Source organism: Streptomyces sp. MGP-BFMKR1, from assembly GCF_057766585.1.
In genome coordinates, this window is the sequence record NZ_CM173408.1 from 7,050,875 (window position 1) to 7,068,010 (window position 17,136).

At 73.1% G+C, this 17,136-nt stretch carries 17 protein-coding genes; 9 read left to right on the forward strand and 8 right to left on the reverse strand.

Going from position 1 to position 17,136, the window contains the following annotated elements; all coding sequences use genetic code 11:
* From AC3CHW_RS28300 to amaP, 3 genes are all read left to right on the forward strand, one after another.
* The gene (locus tag AC3CHW_RS28300; protein ID WP_187064120.1) at nucleotides 1-372 is read left to right on the forward strand and encodes an Asp23/Gls24 family envelope stress response protein; all 372 of its coding nucleotides are present in this window, start codon (nucleotides 1-3) and stop codon (nucleotides 370-372) included.
* 218 nt (nucleotides 373-590) lie between these two features.
* Nucleotides 591-1,274 carry a DUF6286 domain-containing protein gene (locus AC3CHW_RS28305; RefSeq protein ID WP_488471193.1) on the forward strand — a complete coding sequence of 228 codons (684 nt, stop codon included), beginning with the start codon at nucleotides 591-593 and terminating at the stop codon, nucleotides 1,272-1,274.
* 8 nt (nucleotides 1,275-1,282) lie between these two features.
* Nucleotides 1,283-1,912 carry an alkaline shock response membrane anchor protein AmaP gene (gene amaP, locus AC3CHW_RS28310; RefSeq protein WP_459250415.1) on the forward strand — a complete coding sequence of 210 codons (630 nt, stop codon included), beginning with the start codon at nucleotides 1,283-1,285 and terminating at the stop codon, nucleotides 1,910-1,912.
* Nucleotides 1,913-2,012: 100 nt separating this feature from the next.
* Here amaP and AC3CHW_RS28315 read toward each other — a convergent pair whose 3' ends face one another.
* The 4 genes from AC3CHW_RS28315 to AC3CHW_RS28330 form a co-directional block, all read right to left on the reverse strand.
* Nucleotides 2,013-2,768, reverse strand: a complete 756-nt coding sequence (locus tag AC3CHW_RS28315) for an SDR family oxidoreductase (RefSeq protein WP_176160975.1) — start codon at nucleotides 2,766-2,768, stop codon at nucleotides 2,013-2,015.
* 4 nt (nucleotides 2,769-2,772) lie between these two features.
* On the reverse strand, nucleotides 2,773-4,632 hold the full coding sequence (locus AC3CHW_RS28320; RefSeq protein WP_488468330.1) for a glycoside hydrolase family 15 protein: 1,860 nt from the start codon (nucleotides 4,630-4,632) through the stop codon (nucleotides 2,773-2,775).
* Between the two features lie 29 nt (nucleotides 4,633-4,661).
* Nucleotides 4,662-5,714, reverse strand: coding sequence for an SURF1 family cytochrome oxidase biogenesis protein (locus tag AC3CHW_RS28325; RefSeq protein ID WP_488468331.1), 1,053 nt, complete (start codon nucleotides 5,712-5,714; stop codon nucleotides 4,662-4,664).
* A 194-nt stretch (nucleotides 5,715-5,908) separates the two neighbouring features.
* On the reverse strand, nucleotides 5,909-6,919 hold the full coding sequence (locus AC3CHW_RS28330) for a DEDDh family exonuclease (RefSeq protein ID WP_398609893.1): 1,011 nt from the start codon (nucleotides 6,917-6,919) through the stop codon (nucleotides 5,909-5,911).
* Between the two features lie 440 nt (nucleotides 6,920-7,359).
* Between AC3CHW_RS28330 and AC3CHW_RS28335 the strand changes: the two genes are divergently transcribed.
* Both AC3CHW_RS28335 and AC3CHW_RS28340 read left to right on the forward strand, forming a co-directional pair.
* Complete coding sequence (locus AC3CHW_RS28335; protein ID WP_488468332.1) at nucleotides 7,360-8,403, forward strand: sterol desaturase family protein; 1,044 nt, start codon at nucleotides 7,360-7,362, stop codon at nucleotides 8,401-8,403.
* A 56-nt stretch (nucleotides 8,404-8,459) separates the two neighbouring features.
* Nucleotides 8,460-9,197: a lysoplasmalogenase gene (locus tag AC3CHW_RS28340; RefSeq protein WP_488471194.1), complete on the forward strand. Its 738-nt coding sequence runs from the start codon at nucleotides 8,460-8,462 to the stop codon at nucleotides 9,195-9,197.
* A 124-nt stretch (nucleotides 9,198-9,321) separates the two neighbouring features.
* On the opposite strand, the gene AC3CHW_RS28345 is transcribed toward AC3CHW_RS28340, so the two are convergent.
* Nucleotides 9,322-10,887 (reverse strand): S8 family serine peptidase, encoded by a 1,566-nt coding sequence (locus AC3CHW_RS28345; protein ID WP_488468333.1) that lies wholly within the window; start codon nucleotides 10,885-10,887, stop codon nucleotides 9,322-9,324.
* Between the two features lie 420 nt (nucleotides 10,888-11,307).
* On the opposite strand from AC3CHW_RS28345, the gene AC3CHW_RS28350 reads away from it, so the two are divergent.
* The 3 genes from AC3CHW_RS28350 to moaA all read left to right on the forward strand — a co-directional run bounded on the left by AC3CHW_RS28350 (nucleotide 11,308) and on the right by moaA (nucleotide 14,466).
* Nucleotides 11,308-11,655, forward strand: coding sequence for a DUF485 domain-containing protein (locus tag AC3CHW_RS28350; RefSeq protein WP_398609896.1), 348 nt, complete (start codon nucleotides 11,308-11,310; stop codon nucleotides 11,653-11,655).
* Nucleotides 11,652-13,274, forward strand: coding sequence for a solute symporter family protein (locus AC3CHW_RS28355; protein WP_488468334.1), 1,623 nt, complete (start codon nucleotides 11,652-11,654; stop codon nucleotides 13,272-13,274). The genes AC3CHW_RS28350 and AC3CHW_RS28355 overlap by 4 nt, the downstream gene beginning before the upstream one ends.
* A 202-nt stretch (nucleotides 13,275-13,476) precedes the next feature.
* A complete protein-coding gene (moaA, locus tag AC3CHW_RS28360; RefSeq protein ID WP_488468335.1) occupies nucleotides 13,477-14,466 on the forward strand; it encodes a GTP 3',8-cyclase MoaA in 990 nt (329 codons plus the stop codon).
* On the opposite strand, the gene AC3CHW_RS28365 is transcribed toward moaA, so the two are convergent.
* Together AC3CHW_RS28365 and AC3CHW_RS28370 are read right to left on the reverse strand one after the other, a co-directional pair.
* Nucleotides 14,449-14,673 (reverse strand): hypothetical protein, encoded by a 225-nt coding sequence (locus tag AC3CHW_RS28365; RefSeq protein ID WP_398609899.1) that lies wholly within the window; start codon nucleotides 14,671-14,673, stop codon nucleotides 14,449-14,451. The genes moaA and AC3CHW_RS28365 overlap by 18 nt on opposite strands.
* A 222-nt stretch (nucleotides 14,674-14,895) precedes the next feature.
* Nucleotides 14,896-15,270 carry a DUF3099 domain-containing protein gene (locus AC3CHW_RS28370; RefSeq protein ID WP_381166025.1) on the reverse strand — a complete coding sequence of 125 codons (375 nt, stop codon included), beginning with the start codon at nucleotides 15,268-15,270 and terminating at the stop codon, nucleotides 14,896-14,898.
* Between the two features lie 216 nt (nucleotides 15,271-15,486).
* Here AC3CHW_RS28370 and AC3CHW_RS28375 point away from each other — a divergent pair, with 216 nt between their 5' ends.
* Entirely contained in the window at nucleotides 15,487-15,759 is a 273-nt protein-coding gene (locus AC3CHW_RS28375; RefSeq protein ID WP_176160965.1) for a GlsB/YeaQ/YmgE family stress response membrane protein, read from the forward strand.
* A 75-nt stretch (nucleotides 15,760-15,834) separates the two neighbouring features.
* On the opposite strand, the gene tyrS is transcribed toward AC3CHW_RS28375, so the two are convergent.
* Entirely contained in the window at nucleotides 15,835-17,103 is a 1,269-nt protein-coding gene (tyrS, locus tag AC3CHW_RS28380) for a tyrosine--tRNA ligase (protein ID WP_488468336.1), read from the reverse strand.
* Nucleotides 17,104-17,136: the final 33 nt, after the last annotated feature.

Genomic DNA, 17,136 nt, shown 5'->3' on the forward strand with positions numbered 1-17,136 from the left:
GTGGTGCGATCGGGTGAACGCGGCTCGACGCGGATCGCCGACCGGGTCATCGCGAAGATCGCTTCGCAGGCGGCCCGGGAGGCGCTCGGTGACGCGCGGGAGGTACGCGGGGCCGGTGGCAAGCCACCGCAGGCCGCCGTCGCGGTGCGCGACCGGCCGGCCCGCGACGGGCTGCGCGGCGAGGCCCGGGTGCGGGTCGCCGTCGAACTCGGCTACCCCTCGGACATCGGCGCCCAGTGCGGCGCCGTGCGTCGTCAGGTGAGCGGACGGGTAAGGGCGTTGGCGGGCATGGACGTACGGGACGTGGCCGTCACGGTCGAGCGCCTGCACGCGCCGGAGCGGACGGGCGTCGGCCGGGGGAGGACGCGGTGAGCAACGACGAACCAGCCGCCGGCGAGGGCTCCACCGGCGGCGAGGGCGAGGACACCGCCGCGCGGCGGCCCGACGGCGCCCCGGACTCCACGCCCCCGGGCGGTCCCGAAGCGGCCAGCGACGCTGGTGGGTCCGGCGACGCGGGCCCGGTGGGCGAGACCCGTGCGGCCAGCGGCGCCAGCGCGGCGGGTGACGCGGGCACGGAGACCCCCCGGCGACTGCCGCTACTGGAGAAGGACCCCACGGGCAGCGGCGCCACCCTCGCGGGCCCGGACGGCGACGCCGACGCGGGCGAGGACGGTGGTACCGGACAGGAGCGGCGCGCCTCCGCCGCCAGGTACACGCCCGCGCGCGGCGAGCACGAGCGCGCGCGGCGCTTCTGGGCCAGCCGCCGGCTGCCCGCCGCGCTGCTCGCGCTGGTCGTGCTCGGCGCCGCCGGCCTGCTGCTCTACGACGTGGCGGCGGTACGGGCCGACCGGAGCGCGATGCGCTGGCGGCGCCGGCTCAGCGACGAGTTGGCCACCCGCCCGCTGGACGACCCCTGGATCGTGGCCGGAGCCTGCGTCGCGGTCCTCCTCGGCCTGTGGCTGATCATCCTGGCGCTCACCCCCGGCCGGCGCGGCGTACTCCCGATGCGCCCCGACCCGCAGGTGCGCGCCGGGCTCGACCGCTCCGCGGCGGCGCTGGTACTGCGGGACCGCGCCATGGAGGTGCCCGGCGTACGGACCGTCCGGGTGGACGCGGGGCGACGCCGGGTCAGGGTGCGGGCCCAGGCGCACTTCCGGGAGCTCGACGAGGTGCGCGCCGACCTGGACCACGCGCTGGACGATGGCATCCGACAGCTCGGCCTGGCGCGCCGCCCCGGGCTGCGGGTCCAGGTCCGCCGGCCGACGAGGAGATGAGGCGGAAGATGGCGGCGAAGCCGGTACGGGTGGGGCGTTCCAGGGTGCGGGTCGTCAACCGGGTGCTGCTCGGCCTGGCCGGGCTGCTCCTGTTGGCGCTGGGGGCCGCCGTCCTGGTCGGCGGGCTCGACCTGCCGCGCCGGTGGAACTTCGGCCTGCCCGGGAGCTGGCCCTTCGACGGGCCCGACGACGTGTTGCTGACCCATGACGATCGGCGGCGTTGGCGGGACGAGGGTTGGTGGTGGCCCACCGTCATCGCCGCCCTCGCGCTGATCGTCCTGCTCGCGCTGTGGTGGCTGCTCGCCCAGGCGCGGCGGCGGCGCCTGCGCGAGGTGCTGGTCGCCAGCGGCGAGGGGGAGGGCGCGGTGCTGCGCGGCCGGGCCCTGGAGGGCGTGCTGGCCGCCGAGGCGGAGGCGATGGACGGGGTGGACCGCGCGCGCGTCACGCTGCGTGGACGCCGCACCGCCCCGGAGGCCCGGGTCCGGCTCGTGCTCGCCGCCCACGCCCAACCGGCCGAGACGCTGGCCCGGTTGCGGGCCGAGGCCCTGGAGCACGCCCGGGCTTCGGCGGGCCTCGACCGGTTGCCCGCCGAGGTCAGGATGCGCGCGGTGCGCCACCGGGCGGAACGGGTGAGCTGACGCGCTCGCGCCGCCGCGTACGCCGAAGCGGACGGTCAGGCGCGCCCGAAGCCGCCGCCCCCGCCGCGTGCGCGGGGGAGCGGCGGCACGGTCGGGCAGGTCACAGGCCGCGCAGCGCCCCGCCGTCCACCGGCACCATGAGGCCCGTCAGGTAGGAGGCGGCCGGCGAGAGCAGGAACGCGGCGGTGCGGCCGAACTCCCGCGGGGTGCCGTAGCGGCCCAGCGGGATGTTCGCGACGTTCCGCTCGCGCGCGGCGTCCGCGTCGCCCGTCGACGCGTCCAGCTCCCGCACCCGGTCGGTGTCGATGCGCGCGGGCAGCAGGCCCACCACCCGGATGTCGCGCGGGCCCACCTCGTCCGCCAGCGACTTCGCGAAGCCGGCGAGCCCGGGGCGCAGCCCGTTGGAGATGGTCAGGCCCGGGATCGGCTCGCGCACCGAGCCGGAGAGCACGAGGCCGATCACGCCGCCGGCGGTCAGCTCGCCGGCCGCGGTGCGGGCCAGCCGCACCGCGCCGAGGAACACCGACTCGAAGGCCGCCTGCCACTGGTCGTCGGTGTTCCCGGCCGCCGAGCCGGCGGGCGGGCCGCCCACGCTGATGAGGATGCCGTCGAAGCGGCCGAAGCGTTCCCGGGCGGTGGCGATCAGCCGTTCGGCGGCGGCCGGGTCGGCGTTGTCCGCCGGCAGGCCGTACGCGTTCGGCCCCAGCTCGCGCGCGGCGGCGGCCACCCGGTCGGCGTCGCGGCCGGTGATCACGACCTTCGCGCCGTCGGCCACCAGTTCGCGCGCCGTGGCGTTGCCGAGGCCGCGCGTGGCACCCGTGACGACGTACACCCGGTCTTTGAGTCCAAGATCCATGGCCTCAGTCTGCCGTGGCCCGCCCCGACAGCGCGAGGGCGGTACCCACCAGGCCGATGTGGCTGAACGCCTGGGGGAAGTTCCCGAGTTGGCGACCGCGGTGGACGTCGTACTCCTCGGCGAGCAGGCCGACGTCGTTGCGCAGCGAGAGCAGCCGCTCGAACAGGGCCGTGGCCTCCTCCGTACGGCCGATCAGGTACAGCGCGTCCGCCAGCCAGAACGAGCACACCAGGAAAGGCGCCTCCGTGCCGGGCAGCCCGTCGACCGACGTGCCGTCCGTGCTGTAGCGGCGCAGCAGGCCGTCCTCGCACAGCTCCTCGCGGACCGCGTCCACCGTCCCGACGACGCGCGGGTCGTGCGGCGGCAGGAAGCCGACCCGGGGGATGAGCAGCGTCGCCGCGTCCAGCTCGGTGGAGCCGTACGACTGGGTGAAGGTGTTCCGCTCGGCGTCGAAGCCCTTCTCGCACACCTCGCGGTGCACCTCGTCCCGCATGGCGCGCCAGCGGTCCGGATCGCCGGGCAGCGAGGGGTCGCGCTCCATGGTGCGCACCGCGCGGTCGGCCGCGACCCAGGCCATCACCTTGGAGTGCACGAAGTGCCGACGCGGGCCACGCACCTCCCACAGCCCCTCGTCGGGCTCGCGCCACCGCGACTCCAGGAACTCCAGGAAGGCGTTCTGCAAGCTCCACGCCGTGGGTTTGTTCCGCAGCCCGAAGCTGCGGGCGAGGCTGAGCGAGTCGATGACCTCGCCGTAGATGTCGAGCTGGAGTTGGTGGACCGCGGCGTTGCCGATCCGCACCGGCGCCGAGCCCGCGTACCCGGTCAGCCACTCCAGTTCCGTCTCGGGCAGCCGGCGCTCGCCGCCGAGCCCGTACATGATCTGGAGGTCGGCCGGGTCGCCGGCGACCGCGCGCAGCAGCCAGTCCCGCCAGGCGCCGGCCTCCTCGATGTACCCGGTCCGCACCAGCGCGCTGAGCGCCAGCGTGGCGTCCCGCAGCCAGCAGTACCGGTAGTCCCAGTTGCGCACGCCGCCCAGCTCCTCCGGCAGCGAGGTGGTCGGCGCCGCGACGATGCCGCCCGTCGGGGCGTAGGTGAGCCCCTTGAGCGTGATCAGCGAGCGCATCACGGCCTCGCGGTAGGGCCCCTGGTACGTGCACTTCGCGGCCCACTCCTGCCAGTCCTCGCGGCTGTGCTCCAGGGCCTCGTACGGGTCGACCAGGTCGGGCTGCGACTCGTGCGAGGGGTGCCAGGTCAGCACGAACGCCACCCGCTCGCCCGCCGCGACGGTGAACTCGGAGCGGGTGCTGAAGTCCTGCCCGTACGTGTGGACCTCGGGCACGCTCCGCAGCCAGACCGAGTCGGGGCCGGCGACGGCGACGCGGTGCCCGTCACACCGGCGCATCCACGGCACCACGTGCCCGTAGTCGAAACGCAGCCGCAGCACGCTGCGCATGGACACGTGGCCGGTGACGCCCTCCACGATGCGCATGACGTCGGGGGTCCGGTCGCGCTGCGGCATGAAGTCGTACACCCGGACGGAGCCGGTGGCGGTCTCCCACACGGTCTCCAGGATCAGCGTGTCGGGCAGGTAGGAGCGGCGCGCGCAGCGGGCGGGTTCGCCGTCTCCGTCGCCGTCTCCGTCGGTGCCGTCGGTGCCGTCGGTGCTGGTCGTGTTCTCCGTGCCCTCGTCGGGGGCCGGCGCCAGGGTCCAGTGCCCGTTGTCGCGGTCGCCGAGCAGCGCCGCGAAGCAGGCGCCGGAGTCGAAGCGGGGCAGGCAGAGCCAGTCGATCGAACCGTCCCGACCGACCAGCGCGGCGGTCTGGAGGTCGCCGATCACGGCGTAGTCCTCGATGGGTTGGGCCATGCCCGAACTGGTTCCCGCTGAGCTGGGCCCTAGTCCGAAGCCGCGGCCGACCGGGCCACGGACGCGGTGCGCTCGGCGGGCTTGCCGGGCTCGGCACCCAGTTCCGTGTCGGTCTTGGCGTCGGGCCCGGCGTCGGCCCCGGCTTCGGACCCCGCGGCTTCGGCTCCGGGCTCGGACTCCGTGGCGTCGGCCCCGGCCTCGGGGCGGGAAGCGGTGTCGGCGTCGGCGGCGCCCGGGGCGGCGTCGCTGGCGCCAGGGCCCTCGGGCTCGCCCGCCGCCTTCTCCCTCGCGGCCTCCGCGTCCTTGGCCGCCTTGGCGGCCTTCGCGGCTGCCGCCGCCTGGTCCCGCAGCTCCCGACGGAAGAGCACCACCCAACCGACCGGCACCGCCGCGGTGAACAGCCACCACTGGACGGCGTACGCCATGTGGGAGCCGATGCCGCTGGTGTCGGGGGCCGGGACCGGCTCCGGCTGGTGGGCGCCACGGGGCTGGGAATCGGTCAGCTCCACGTAGCCGCCGAGCAGCGGCCGGCCCACCGTCTCGGCCTGGCGCTCACTGTTGATCAGCATGACCTGGCGCGGCGGCAAACCCTTCTTGTCCTTGATCCCGCTGCTGCCGGTGGTCTCGTCGGCCTTGAGCCGCCCGGTGACGGTGACCTCACCGGTCGGCGGGGCCGGCACGTCCGGGAACTGGGTCAGGTTGCCGGGCGCCGGAATCCAGCCACGGTTGACCAGCACCGCGTTGCCGTCGGCCAGCAGCAGCGGGGTGACGACGAAGTAGCCGATGGACTGGTCGTCGGAGCCGGTGCGCTGGCGGACCACCACCTCGTGGCGGGGGTCGTAGGTGCCGGAGACCGTGACCTTGCGCATGGCGGTCTGCTTCGGCACGTCGCGGCCGACGCCGGTCAGCTCGCCGATGGGGACGGCCGGGGCGTCCAGGCTCTTGGACACCCGCTCGTTGTGCTCGACCCGCTGCTCGTGCCGGCCGAGCTGCCAGAAGCCCAGCTCGATCATCACGGGGATGAGGACGAGACCCACCAGCGTGAGGATCACCCACTGCCGGGTCAACAGAAAGCGGTACACCCCATGACCGTACAACTCGGTCGCGGGGCGGCGGTGAGCGGGGCGACCCCGTGGCCGGCCAACGGCGTCGGTGATCTTCGCCCGCTGAGCCACGGCCCGACCGGCACCCGGCCCGCGTCGACCGGCGCCCGGCCGGCACTCGACGGCGCCCGGCCGAGGTGCGCGCTGTGGCGCGGGGCCCGGTGGCGCGCCGGTCAGCCGCAGCCGGTCGGGGCCGGCGCCACGTCCTGGAGCAGTTGCATGAACGCCGCCTCGTCGATCACCGGTGTGCCGAACGAACGGGCCTTGACCACCTTCGAGGTGGGCGAGTCGGGGTCGTTGGTGACCAGCAGGCTGGTGAGCCGCGACACGCTGGTCGCCACGTGCATCCCGGCCTCGACGGCCCGGTCCTCCAGGAGTTCCCGGTCGACCGAGGTGTCGCCGGAGAAGGCCACCCGCATGCCCTGCGCCAACCGGCCACCGGGCTCGTACCGCCCGGGGTTGGGGTACGGGCAGGCGGGCCGCTTGCGGCTGGGGCGCCAACTCGTCTGCCCGAACCCGGAGCGCTGCCCGGGCGGGCGGGCGGTCGGCGCGTCCGACCACTCGGTGAGCGGCTGGCAGGCGAGCAGCGGCAGGCGGATCTCGGCCGCCGCCGCCAGGTGCAGGCTGGGCCGGAAGGTCTCGGCGAGCACGCGCGCGTCGTCGAGCGCGTGGTGGGCCCGCTCCTGGACGACGCCGTAGTGCGCGGCCAGCGACTCCAGCTTGTGGTTGGCCAGCGGCAGCCCCAGCTCCTTAGAGAGGGCGATGGTGCACAGCCGCTGGCGGACGGGGGCGGCGCCCCTCGCGCGCGCGTACTCCCGGGCGATCATCGACCAGTCGAAGACGGCGTTGTGCGCGACGAGGACCCGACCGTCGAGGCGCCGGGCGAACTCGTCGGCGATCTCCGGGAAGAGCGGGGCCCGCGCGAGCTCGGCGCTGGTGAGCCCGTGAATCCAGACGGGGCCCGGGTCGCGCTGCGGGTTGACCAGCGTGTACCAGTGGTCCTGCACCTCGCCGCGCGCGTCGAGCTGGTAGACGGCGGCCGACACTATGCGGTCATCGCGGGCGAGTCCGGTGGTCTCCACGTCAACGACCGCGTACCCGTCGGGGTAGGCGGTCGGCCACGGCGGTGGCGGGGCGGACTGTGGGGGGATCCGCGGAGCGGCGGCCGGTCGGTCTTCAAGCATGGTTCATGAGGATACGGGCCACCCCTGACACTCGGTCGCGGCGGGCGGGCCGAGCACCTGTCAGGGGCCGCGGCCCCCGGGCCGGTCGCCGCGACCGGGCCCCGTGCGACCTGGGCCAACCTCCCTGGCACGCGGGCCCGCTGGGGATGTGGTGGCGTCAACTGATCGGCCGAAAAGCGCGGTTGCCCGGCGCCCGGCCCGCCGTGCGCGCCCCGGTGAACCCGACGGCCCCGACGAGCCCGACGGTGCGCGGGGAGCCGGGGGAGTGGTGCGGGTGGCGGCGGGGGCGCGCGCGTCGGGCGGGTCCTTCGGCACCGGGGCGGCCGGACGGCGCCCTGGCGCGACGCGAACGCCGTGCCAGGGCGCTTACTTACCGAGTTTCGAAACTCGTCAGTAACAACATCTGTTCATCGCCTCGGGCCCGCCCTTATCGTGCGGACATGCCGCACCTACCCGATGCCGTGCTCTGGTCCATACCGGCGTTCGTCCTGCTCACCGCCATCGAGATGGTGAGCTATCGGCTGCGCCCCGACGAGGACGCCGCGGGCTACGGGGCGAAGGACGCCGCGACCAGTGTGACGATGGGCATCGGCAGTATCTTCTTTGATCTGCTGTGGAAAATACCGATTGTGGCGATTTACACCGCCCTGTACGAACTCACCCCGCTGCGCGTGCCCGTGCTGTGGTGGACGCTGCCGCTGATGCTGCTGGCCCAGGACTTCCTCTACTACTGGTCGCACCGGGGCCACCACGTCGTCCGCGTCCTGTGGGCCTGTCACGTGGTGCACCACTCCAGCGAGAAGTTCAACCTCACCACGGCCCTGCGCCAGCCGTGGACCTCGCTGACGGTCTGGCCCTTCTACGTGCCGCTGGTGCTGTGCGGCGTGCACCCGGCCGCGGTGGCCTTCCTGTCCGGGGTCAACCTGGTCTACCAGTTCTGGGTGCACACCGAGCGCGTCGGCAGGCTCCCCAGGCCGGTCGAGTACGTCTTCAACACCGCCTCCCACCACCGCGTCCACCACGCCTCCCAGGGCGGCTACCTGGACCGCAACTTCGGCGGCATCCTCATCGTGTGGGACCGGATGTTCGGCAGCTTCGTCGCCGAGACCGAGCGGCCCGTCTACGGCCTCACCAAGAACATCCACACCTACAACCCGCTGCGGGTCGCCACCCACGAGTACGCCGCCATCGGCCGCGACCTGGCCGGCGCCGCCGACTGGCGCGAGCGCGCGGGCCTCCTCTTCCGCGGCCCCGGCTGGCAGCCCGAGCACCGCCGCGCCGCCCGCGCGGCCGACGGCACGGCGCGCCCGGCCCCCGTCGCCACGGGCACGGACCCCGTCGTCCCGCGCGCGGCCGACGACGCCCCGCCGGCGCCCCCGCCCTCCGCGGCCGGCGCCCAACCCGTCACGGAGCCCGCCCGACCCGCGGCTGAGCCCGGCCGACCCGCTGCCGAGCCTGGCCGACGCGTCAAGCGCGCCGCGTGAGCGGCGAGGCGGCCCGTGCGCCCGGGCCCGCCCGGCCCGCCCGGCTCGGCGGTCACCTGATCGGCGGCCACCAGCACGGCCGGGCCGTGCTCTCCTGCGCCGTCCTGTTCGCCCTGCTCGCGCTGGCGCACCTGACCGCGCTGCTCGTCCCCGCCGTCTCCGGCGCCTCCGCCGAGCCCGTCGAGTACGCCACCAAGCCCGCGTTGATGCCGGCGCTCGCGGCGTACGTACTGCTGCGGGGCGGGCCGCGACCGCTCGTGGGCGCCCTGCTGTTCGGGTGCGGCGGCGACACCCTGCTGCAAATCGGCGGCGAGCCGGCCTTCCTCGCCGGCATGGCCTCCTTCGCCGCGGGCCACGTCTGCTACCTGGTCCTCTTCGCCCGCCTCGGCACGAACACCGCGCCCCGCCGCACGGTGGCGCTCATCGCCGCCGGCTACGCGACGGCCTGGCTGGGCACGGTGGCCCTGCTGTGGCCGGGGCTCGCGGCCGACATGCGCGGGCCGGTCGCCGCGTACAGCCTGCTGCTGACGGCCATGGCCCTGGCGGCGCTGCGCCTCGGCCCGTGGGCGGGGGCGGGCGGGGCCCTGTTCCTGCTCTCCGACACGCTCATCGCCACCGGCATCGCCGACTGGCCCCAGCCCCCGGCGCCGCAGTTCTGGATCATGCTGACGTACGGGGGCGCCCAACTGGCCCTCACCGTCGGGGTGTTGCGCGAGGCGGGGGAGGCCGGGGTGCGCGAGGTCTCCGGCGCGGGCGTACCGGGCCCAGGCCGCGCGGCCCGGCACGGCGCGTAGCGCGGCCGGGCCGCCGGACACCGACGCGTCCCGGACACCGACGCGTCCCGGACGCACGAGGGCCGGGCCGCCGACGATCGGCTGCCCGGCCCCGCGCGCGTCCGCTGACGCCTCCAGGTCGCCGTTACCGCGTGACGGCCTTCAGCGCGTTGACGATGCCGTAGCCGTAGAAGCTGTTCACGTGCTTGGTGCCGGTGCAGGTGGCGTCGGCCTTGCCGTCACCGTTCGGGTCGTACGGGGCGGTCGGGCAGCCCGGGTTGTCGGCCTGCTGCTTGAGGAGCCACTGCACCTCCTGCGGGCTGGCGTTCGGGTGCGTGCTGCGCACGAGCGCGGCCACGCCCGCGACGTGCGGGCTCGCCATCGAGGTGCCCTGGAGGTAGGCGTAGTCGCCGCCGGGCATGGTCGACAGGATGCGGCCGTCCTTGGCGGGCAGCTCGGGCACCTGGTTCCGGTCGCCGCCGGGGGCCGCGACGTCGATCTGGCCGGAGGCCACCGACGGGTTGAGGCCGTAGTTGGAGTAGTACGACTTCAGCGAGTTGACGCCGGTCGCGGAGACCGTGACCACGCCGGGCAACTGGGTCGGCGCGTCCAGGCACGTGGCCGGGTCGATCTCGCGGTCGACCTCCTGGGAGTCGTTCGGGCTCGACGTGTCCTTGATCGACTTCCCGCCGAGGTCGAAGTTGGAGTTGCCGGCGGAGGCGACGTTGACGGCGCCCTTGTCCTGCGCGTACTTGGCCGCCCGGCCCACCGCGTCAAGGATGGCCCGCTGGTCGGCGTCGTTCTTGCAGTTGAACATCCACGGGTCGACGTAGTAGCTGTTGTTGGTGACCTCGACGCCCTTGTCGGCCGCGAAGACGAAGGCGCAGACCACGTTCTCGGCGTAGAACAGGCCGGTCTTCTGGTCGCTGACCTTGATGGCGGAGACCTTCACGTTCGGCGCGACGCCGGCGACGCCGACCCCGTTGCGCGCGGCGGCGACCGATCCGGCCACGTGGGTGCCGTGGTAGTCCGCGTCCGCGTCGTACGGGCGCCAGGCGCCCTTCGAGGTGTCCAGGACGCCGTTCGCGCAGTTGGCGGACGCCCGTCGGTCGAAGTTCGGGGCCAGGTCCGGATGGGTGTCGTCCACACCGGTGTCGATGACCGCGACGGTGACGTTCCTGTCGCCCGGGTCGACCTTGGCCGCCTCGTCCGCCTTCATCGCGGGCAGGTGCCACTGCAGGGGCTCCAGCGGCTCCTGGCCGGCCGCCCTCGCCTTCGCCGCGCTCTGCGCGCTGGCGCGCGGGGCCTTGACCTTCTCCGGCTTGCCGACCTCGGTGGTCGCGGCCGGCGTCAGGGGCGAGGTGCGGGTCGCGCCCGCGGACTGCACACCCTTGACGGACCGTATCTGCGCCGCGAAGTCGGGAGCCGACGCGTGGGCGACGAGCACCCCGATCTTCGGGTAGCTGGCGACGATGGAGCCGCCCGCCTTGGTTATCTCCTTCTTGACCTTGCCGACGGTGGCCTTGTCGGGCGCCGTGTTCACCACGTACGACAACGCCGGGCCGGCCGCGCGCGGGGCGCTGGCGGAGGAAGGCGCGTCCTGCGAGGAGGCCGAGGCCGCGCCGGGCAGGAACCCGACGGACGCGGTGAGCGCGAGTCCTGCGGGCACCGCGAGCAGGGCGCGCCGGCGTCTGGATCGCAGATGAGCCATGGGTTCTCCCCATCAGTCGTCAGGGCCGTCCGGGCGCGGAGCGCGACCGGACCGGTTATATGACGAGTGAAGCTAACGCCGAGCGAGGCCGTCCATCAATGGCTGACGTGGAAAAACTCGTTACGGCCAACGGAGTGACACACGGCGTCACCATCCCGAAATGGATCTTCTCGGATTCCGTCGCCTGCCCCCCTGTTCGGCGGCGCTACCTCGGCCTACGATGCGTGACCCGGATCACTCACCACCCGCCCGACGCCCCGTCCCCTCCACCCGCCACCCCCGACCCGCTGCCCGTTCCCACCCCGTGCCCGGCGGCAACGCCCTTGCCCAGCACGCCAGTCGCCGCCCCCGTCGCCCCGCTCACCGCTTCCGCGCCCGCCCGTGATCCGTCCCCAGCCAGTCGCCACGTCAGGAGAGACCGTGGACCCCGCACCGCCCCAGGGTCCGGCCCGCAAGGCCGGACGACCCGACTTCATCGAGGTGCAGTCCAGCGAGGAATTCGCCGAACTGCGCCGCGCCCACCGCTCGTTCGCCTTCCCGCTCACGATCGCGTTCGTCAGTTGGTACCTGCTCTACGTACTGCTGTCGAGCTACGCGGGCGACCTGATGGGCAAGCAGGTCGTCGGCAACGTCAACGTGGCCCTCGTCTTCGGCCTGCTGCAGTTCCTGTCCACCTTCGCCATCGCCTGGTGGTACGCCCGCCACGCCAGCGCCAAGCTCGACCCGCGCGCCAGCGCGATCAAGGCCCGCCTGGAGAGTGAGTCGTGACGGATACCCTCCACCTCGCCGCCGAGGGCGTCAGCGACCACCGGCCGCTGATTATCTCGCTGTTCGCGACGTTCGTCCTGGTGACCCTCGGCATCACGGTGTGGGCCGGCAAGCAGACCAAGGACGCCACCGACTTCTACGCGGGCGGCCGGCAGTTCTCCGGCTTCCAGAACGGCCTCGCCATCTCCGGCGACTACATGTCCGCCGCGTCCTTCCTCGGCATCGCCGGCGCCATCGCCCTCTACGGCTACGACGGCTTCCTGTACTCCATCGGCTTCCTCGTCGCCTGGCTGGTCGCCCTGCTCCTGGTGGCCGAGCCGCTGCGCAACTCCGGCAGGTTCACCATGGGGGACGTGCTGGCCTACCGCATGCGGCAACGCCCGGTGCGCACCGCGGCCGGCATCTCCACGATCGTGGTGTCGATCTTCTACCTGCTGGCCCAGATGGCCGGCGCCGGCGTGCTGGTCTCGCTGCTGCTCGGCATCACCAGCGAGGCGGGCAAGATCCTCATCGTGGTGCTGGTCGGCGTGGTGATGATCCTCTACGTCTCGATCGGCGGCATGAAGGGCACCACCTGGGTGCAGATGGTCAAGGCGGTGCTGCTGATCGCCGGCACCCTGCTGATCACCTTCCTGGTCCTGCTGAAGTACGACTTCAACATCTCGACGCTGCTCGGCGAGGCCGCGGACAACAGCGGCGCCGGCAGCGCCTTCCTCGAACCCGGCCTCAAGTACGGCATCGACGCGACGACCAAGCTCGACTTCATCTCGCTCGGCATCGCGCTGGTGCTCGGCACGGCCGGCCTGCCGCACATCCTGATCCGCTTCTACACCGTGCCCACCTCGCAGGCCGCGCGCCGCTCGGTGAACTGGGCGATCGGCATCATCGGCGGCTTCTACCTGATGACCATCGCCCTCGGCTTCGGCGCCGCGGCGCTCCTGAAACGCACCGACATCATCAGCTCCAACAAGGCGGGCAACACCGCGGCGCCCCTGCTCGCGCAGGAGATCGGTGGCGGGCCCGACTCGGCGGGCGGGGCGATCCTGCTCGCGGTGATCTCGGCTGTGGCGTTCGCCACCATCCTCGCCGTCGTCGCCGGGCTCACCCTGGCCTCCTCGTCCTCCTTCGCGCACGACCTGTACGCCAACGTCATCCGCAAGGGCCAGGCGACGCAGAAGGAGGAGGTCTCCGCGGCCCGCTGGGCGACGGTCGGCATCGGCATCGCGGCCGTGGTGCTCGGCGTCTTCGCCCGCGACCTGAACGTCGCCGGCCTGGTGGCACTGGCCTTCGCCGTCGCTGCCTCGGCCAACCTGCCGACGATCCTCTACAGCCTCTTCTGGAAGCGCTTCACCACCCAGGGCGCCCTGTGGTCGATCTACGGCGGGCTGTTCTCCTCGGTGTTCCTGGTGCTGTTCTCGCCGGTGGTCTCCGGCAAGGAGTCGTCGATGTTCCCGGACGTGGACTTCTACTGGTTCCCGCTGGAGAACCCGGGCCTGGTCTCCATCCCGCTCGGCTTCCTGCTGGGCTGGATCGGCTCGCTGGTCTCCAAGGAGCCGGTGGACAAGGAGAAGTACGCGGAACTCGAGGTGCGGTCGCTGACCGGCCACGGGGCGCACTGACCCGCTGCCCCACCCCCGCCGCGCGGGCCCGGCGCCACCCGGCGCCGTGCCCGCGCCGCGCCTGGCCGCTCCCCGTAATCCAACGTTCTGTTGGGTTACGGGGAGATCGCGTACGCTGCGAGACACTTGACGCGGGGTCCCCTCCGGCACAGGAGACCCGCCGGCAACGTCAGGTCGTGCGTCACGCGAGAAGGGTCGCCACATGCTGCTCGATACCTACGGTCGGGTCGCGACCGACCTCCGGGTGTCCCTCACCGACCGCTGCAACCTCCGGTGCACCTACTGCATGCCCGCCGAGGGCCTGGACTGGCTGCCCAAGCCCGAGCTGCTCACCGACGACGAGATCGTCCGGCTCGTCTCCATAGCCGTCACCGAGCTGGGCGTCACCGAGGTCCGCTTCACCGGCGGCGAGCCGCTGCTGCGCCCCGGCCTGGTCGCCATCGTCGAACGCTGCGCCGCCCTCACCCCCCGCCCCCAGATCTCGCTGACCACCAACGGCATCGGCCTCGGCCGCACCGCCACCGCCCTGCGCGAGGCCGGCCTCGACCGGGTCAACGTCTCCCTCGACACGCTGCGGCCCGACGTCTTCCAGACCATGACCCGGCGCAAGCGGCACCAGGACGTGCTCGACGGCCTCGCCGCCGCCCGCGCCGCCGGCCTCGCCCCCGTCAAGGTCAACGCCGTCCTGATGCCCGGACTCAACGACGACGAGGCCCCCGACCTGCTGGCCTGGGCCCTGGAGAACCGCTACGAGCTGCGCTTCATCGAGCAGATGCCGCTCGACGCCCAGCACGGCTGGAAGCGCGAGGGCATGGTCACCGCCGGGGACATCCTGGCGAGCCTGCGCACCCGCTTCGCGCTCACCCCCGAGAACGAGGACGAGCGCGGCTCCGCGCCGGCCGAGCGCTGGCTGGTGGACGGCGGCCCGGCGCGGGTCGGCGTCATCGCCTCCGTCACCCGCCCCTTCTGCCGCGCCTGCGACCGCACCCGGCTCACCGCCGACGGCCAGGTGCGCACCTGCCTGTTCGCCCGCGAGGAGACCGACCTGCGCGCCGCGCTGCGCTCCGGGGCGCCGGACGCCGAGGTGGCCGAGCGGTGGCGGCGCGCGATGTGGGGTAAGAAGGCCGGCTCCGGCCTCGACGACCCGTCCTTCCTCCAGCCGCAGCGACCGATGTCAGCTATCGGGGGCTGACCACTCGGCCAGCGGCACGGTGTCCTTGAGGAAGCCGCGGATACTGAGGAACTGCGAGAGGTACTCGCGGTGGGCCGGGCACGCCAGCCACGTCTTGCGGCGCTCGGGGGTGTGCAGCTTGGGGTTGTTCCAGGCGAGCACCCACACCGCGGGCTCGCGGCAGCCCTTGGCTGAGCAGATGGCATCGGAGGTGTCGGACGCGTTCACGACTGCGACCCTACGCGACGGCACCCGGGGCGGCCGGCGGCCCCGAAATTGGTCCGGACATGACGACGCCGGGCAGCCACGGGGGGAGCCGCCCGGCGTCAGTCCGTCGCTCCGACGGGGGATGCGGAGCGCCTACGAAGTATGTCACGGGGGACCCAGTGCGGTGCAGCGGAACCGCATGATTGATCTGAGGTTTTCCTGAGGTTGCCGCGCCGCCCCAGGTCAGCCGCGGTGCTCCCGGGACTCGCCCGGAGTAGGCGCCGCCTTCTCGTGTCCGGATTCCGGTGCGGAGGGCCGGTTCGGAGCCATCAGCACGGGCCGGGCGGGGGGCGGAATGAACGTGGACGGCAGCCGCGGCGCGTTCTCCCGCCCCGCGTTGGCGATCACCACGGAGAAGTACGGCAACAGGATGCCGAGCGCGAGGGCGACGAAGGCGACGTGCCGCTCCACGTTCCACAGCACGGCCGCCAGGACGACGGACAGCGTACGCACGGACATCGAGATCACATAGCGCCGCTGCCTGCGCCGCACGTCGTCGGCCAGGCCCTCCCTGGCTCCAGTGATCCGGAAGACCTCGGGGCCGTTGTGCTTCCGCATCTCGCTCCACCACCTACCTGACGGGTCGAACGTACCCGGCTCCGGACACCGTCAACGGTACGCCGCGGCCGGCCCCGGTACGAGACCGGGGCGCACCCAATGCGCCCGCTCAGCCGACGCCGGCTCGCCCCGCGCCCGTCTCCTGACATGCGACGTGGGCGAACCGGTCGGACACTTGGACCGGGATGCGCACACCACGCCGACAGAGGAGGCGACATGAGCTGGTTGTGGGCCATCATCGTGGGTCTGGTCCTGGGCCTGCTGGCCAAGGCCATTCTCCCCGGCAAGCAGAACATCCCGATCTGGCTGACGATCATCTTCGGCATCATCGGCAGCATCATCGGCAACGCGGTCGCTGCCGGGATTGGAGTGGATGACACCAAGGGGATCGACTGGATTCGGCATCTGCTGCAACTGGCCGGTGCCGTGCTCGTCGTCGGCGTCGGCGACCGGCTCTGGGCATCGATCAAGGGCAAACGCCACGCCTGACCCGGCCGGCGACGACCGGGCAGCCCCGTCGGGGGCCGACCGCGCGCCGCGCGGCCGGCCCCCGACGGCACCCGGTCAGTCGGCCGTGACCTCGATCGCGGCCAGGTTCTTCTTGCCGCGCCGCAGCACCAGCCAGCGGCCGTGCAACAGGTCCGCCTCGTCGGGCACGGCGTCCTCGGAGGTCACCTTGGCGTTGTTCACGTAGGCGCCCCCCTCCTTCACCGTGCGCCGCGCGGCTGACTTGCTGGCCACCAGGCCCACGGCGGCGAACAGGTCCACCACCGGGGCCAGCGTGCCCATCCGCGCGTGCGGCAGCTCGGACAGCGCGGCGCTCAGCGTCGCGGCGTCCAGCTCGGCCAGGTCACCCTGGCCGAACAGGGCCCGGGAAGCCGCGATGACCGCGGCGCACTGGTCGGCGCCGTGCACCAGCGTCGTCAGCTCCTCGGCCAGCGCGCGCTGGGCCGCCCGCGCCTGCGGGCGCTCCTCGGTCGACTTCTCCAGCTCCTCCAGCTCCTCCCGGCTCCGGAAGGAGAGGATGCGCGCGTACCGGGTCACGTCCCGGTCGTCCACGTTCAGCCAGAACTGGTAGAACGCGTACGGCGTGGTCATCTCCGGGTCGAGCCAGACGGAGCCGCCCTCGGTCTTGCCGAACTTGGTGCCGTCCGCCTTCGTCATCAGCGGCGTCGCCAGCGCGTGCACCGACGCCTGCGGCTCCAGGCGGTGGATCAGGTCGATGCCCGCCGTGAGGTTGCCCCACTGGTCGCTGCCGCCCTGCTGGAGCGTGCAGCCGTGACGCCGGTACAGCTCCAGGAAGTCCATGCCCTGGAGCAACTGGTAGCTGAACTCGGTGTAGCTGATGCCCTGCTCGGACTCCAGCCGGCGGGCGACCGAGTCCTTGGTGAGCATCTTGTTCACCCGGAAGTGCTTGCCGATGTCCCGCAGGAACTCGATCGCCGACAGGCCCTCGGTCCAGTCCAGGTTGTTGACCAGCACGGCCGCGTTCTCGCCGTCGAAGGTCAGGAACGGCTCGATCTGGGCGCGCAGCCGGGTCACCCAGTTCGCGACCGTCGCCGGGTCGTTCAGCGTGCGCTCGGCGGTGGGCCGCGGGTCACCGATCTGCCCGGTCGCCCCGCCCACCAACGCCAGCGGCCGGTGCCCGGCCCGCTGCAGCCGCCGCATCGTGAGCACCTGCACGAGGTGCCCGACGTGCAGCGACGCCGCGGTCGGGTCGAAGCCGCAATAGAAGGTGACGGGACCGTCCGCGAGGGCCTTGCGCAAAGCGTCCTCGTCCGTGGACTGGGCGAAGAGCCCACGCCACTTCAGGTCGTCGACGATGTCCGTCACGGTTCTCGTATCTCCTTGTATGGCTTGTTCGTC

Coding starts and splice junctions, on each gene's coding strand:
- amaP (WP_459250415.1), top strand. CDS start 1,283: ATGGCGGCGAAGCCGGTACGGGTGGGGCGTTCCAGGGTGCGGGTCGTC.
- AC3CHW_RS28315 (WP_176160975.1), bottom strand. CDS start 2,768: ATGGATCTTGGACTCAAAGACCGGGTGTACGTCGTCACGGGTGCCACG.
- AC3CHW_RS28320 (WP_488468330.1), bottom strand. CDS start 4,632: ATGGCCCAACCCATCGAGGACTACGCCGTGATCGGCGACCTCCAGACC.
- AC3CHW_RS28330 (WP_398609893.1), bottom strand. CDS start 6,919: ATGCTTGAAGACCGACCGGCCGCCGCTCCGCGGATCCCCCCACAGTCC.
- AC3CHW_RS28335 (WP_488468332.1), top strand. CDS start 7,360: ATGCCGCACCTACCCGATGCCGTGCTCTGGTCCATACCGGCGTTCGTC.
- AC3CHW_RS28345 (WP_488468333.1), bottom strand. CDS start 10,887: ATGGCTCATCTGCGATCCAGACGCCGGCGCGCCCTGCTCGCGGTGCCC.
- moaA (WP_488468335.1), top strand. CDS start 13,477: ATGCTGCTCGATACCTACGGTCGGGTCGCGACCGACCTCCGGGTGTCC.
- AC3CHW_RS28370 (WP_381166025.1), bottom strand. CDS start 15,270: ATGCGGAAGCACAACGGCCCCGAGGTCTTCCGGATCACTGGAGCCAGG.
- AC3CHW_RS28375 (WP_176160965.1), top strand. CDS start 15,487: ATGAGCTGGTTGTGGGCCATCATCGTGGGTCTGGTCCTGGGCCTGCTG.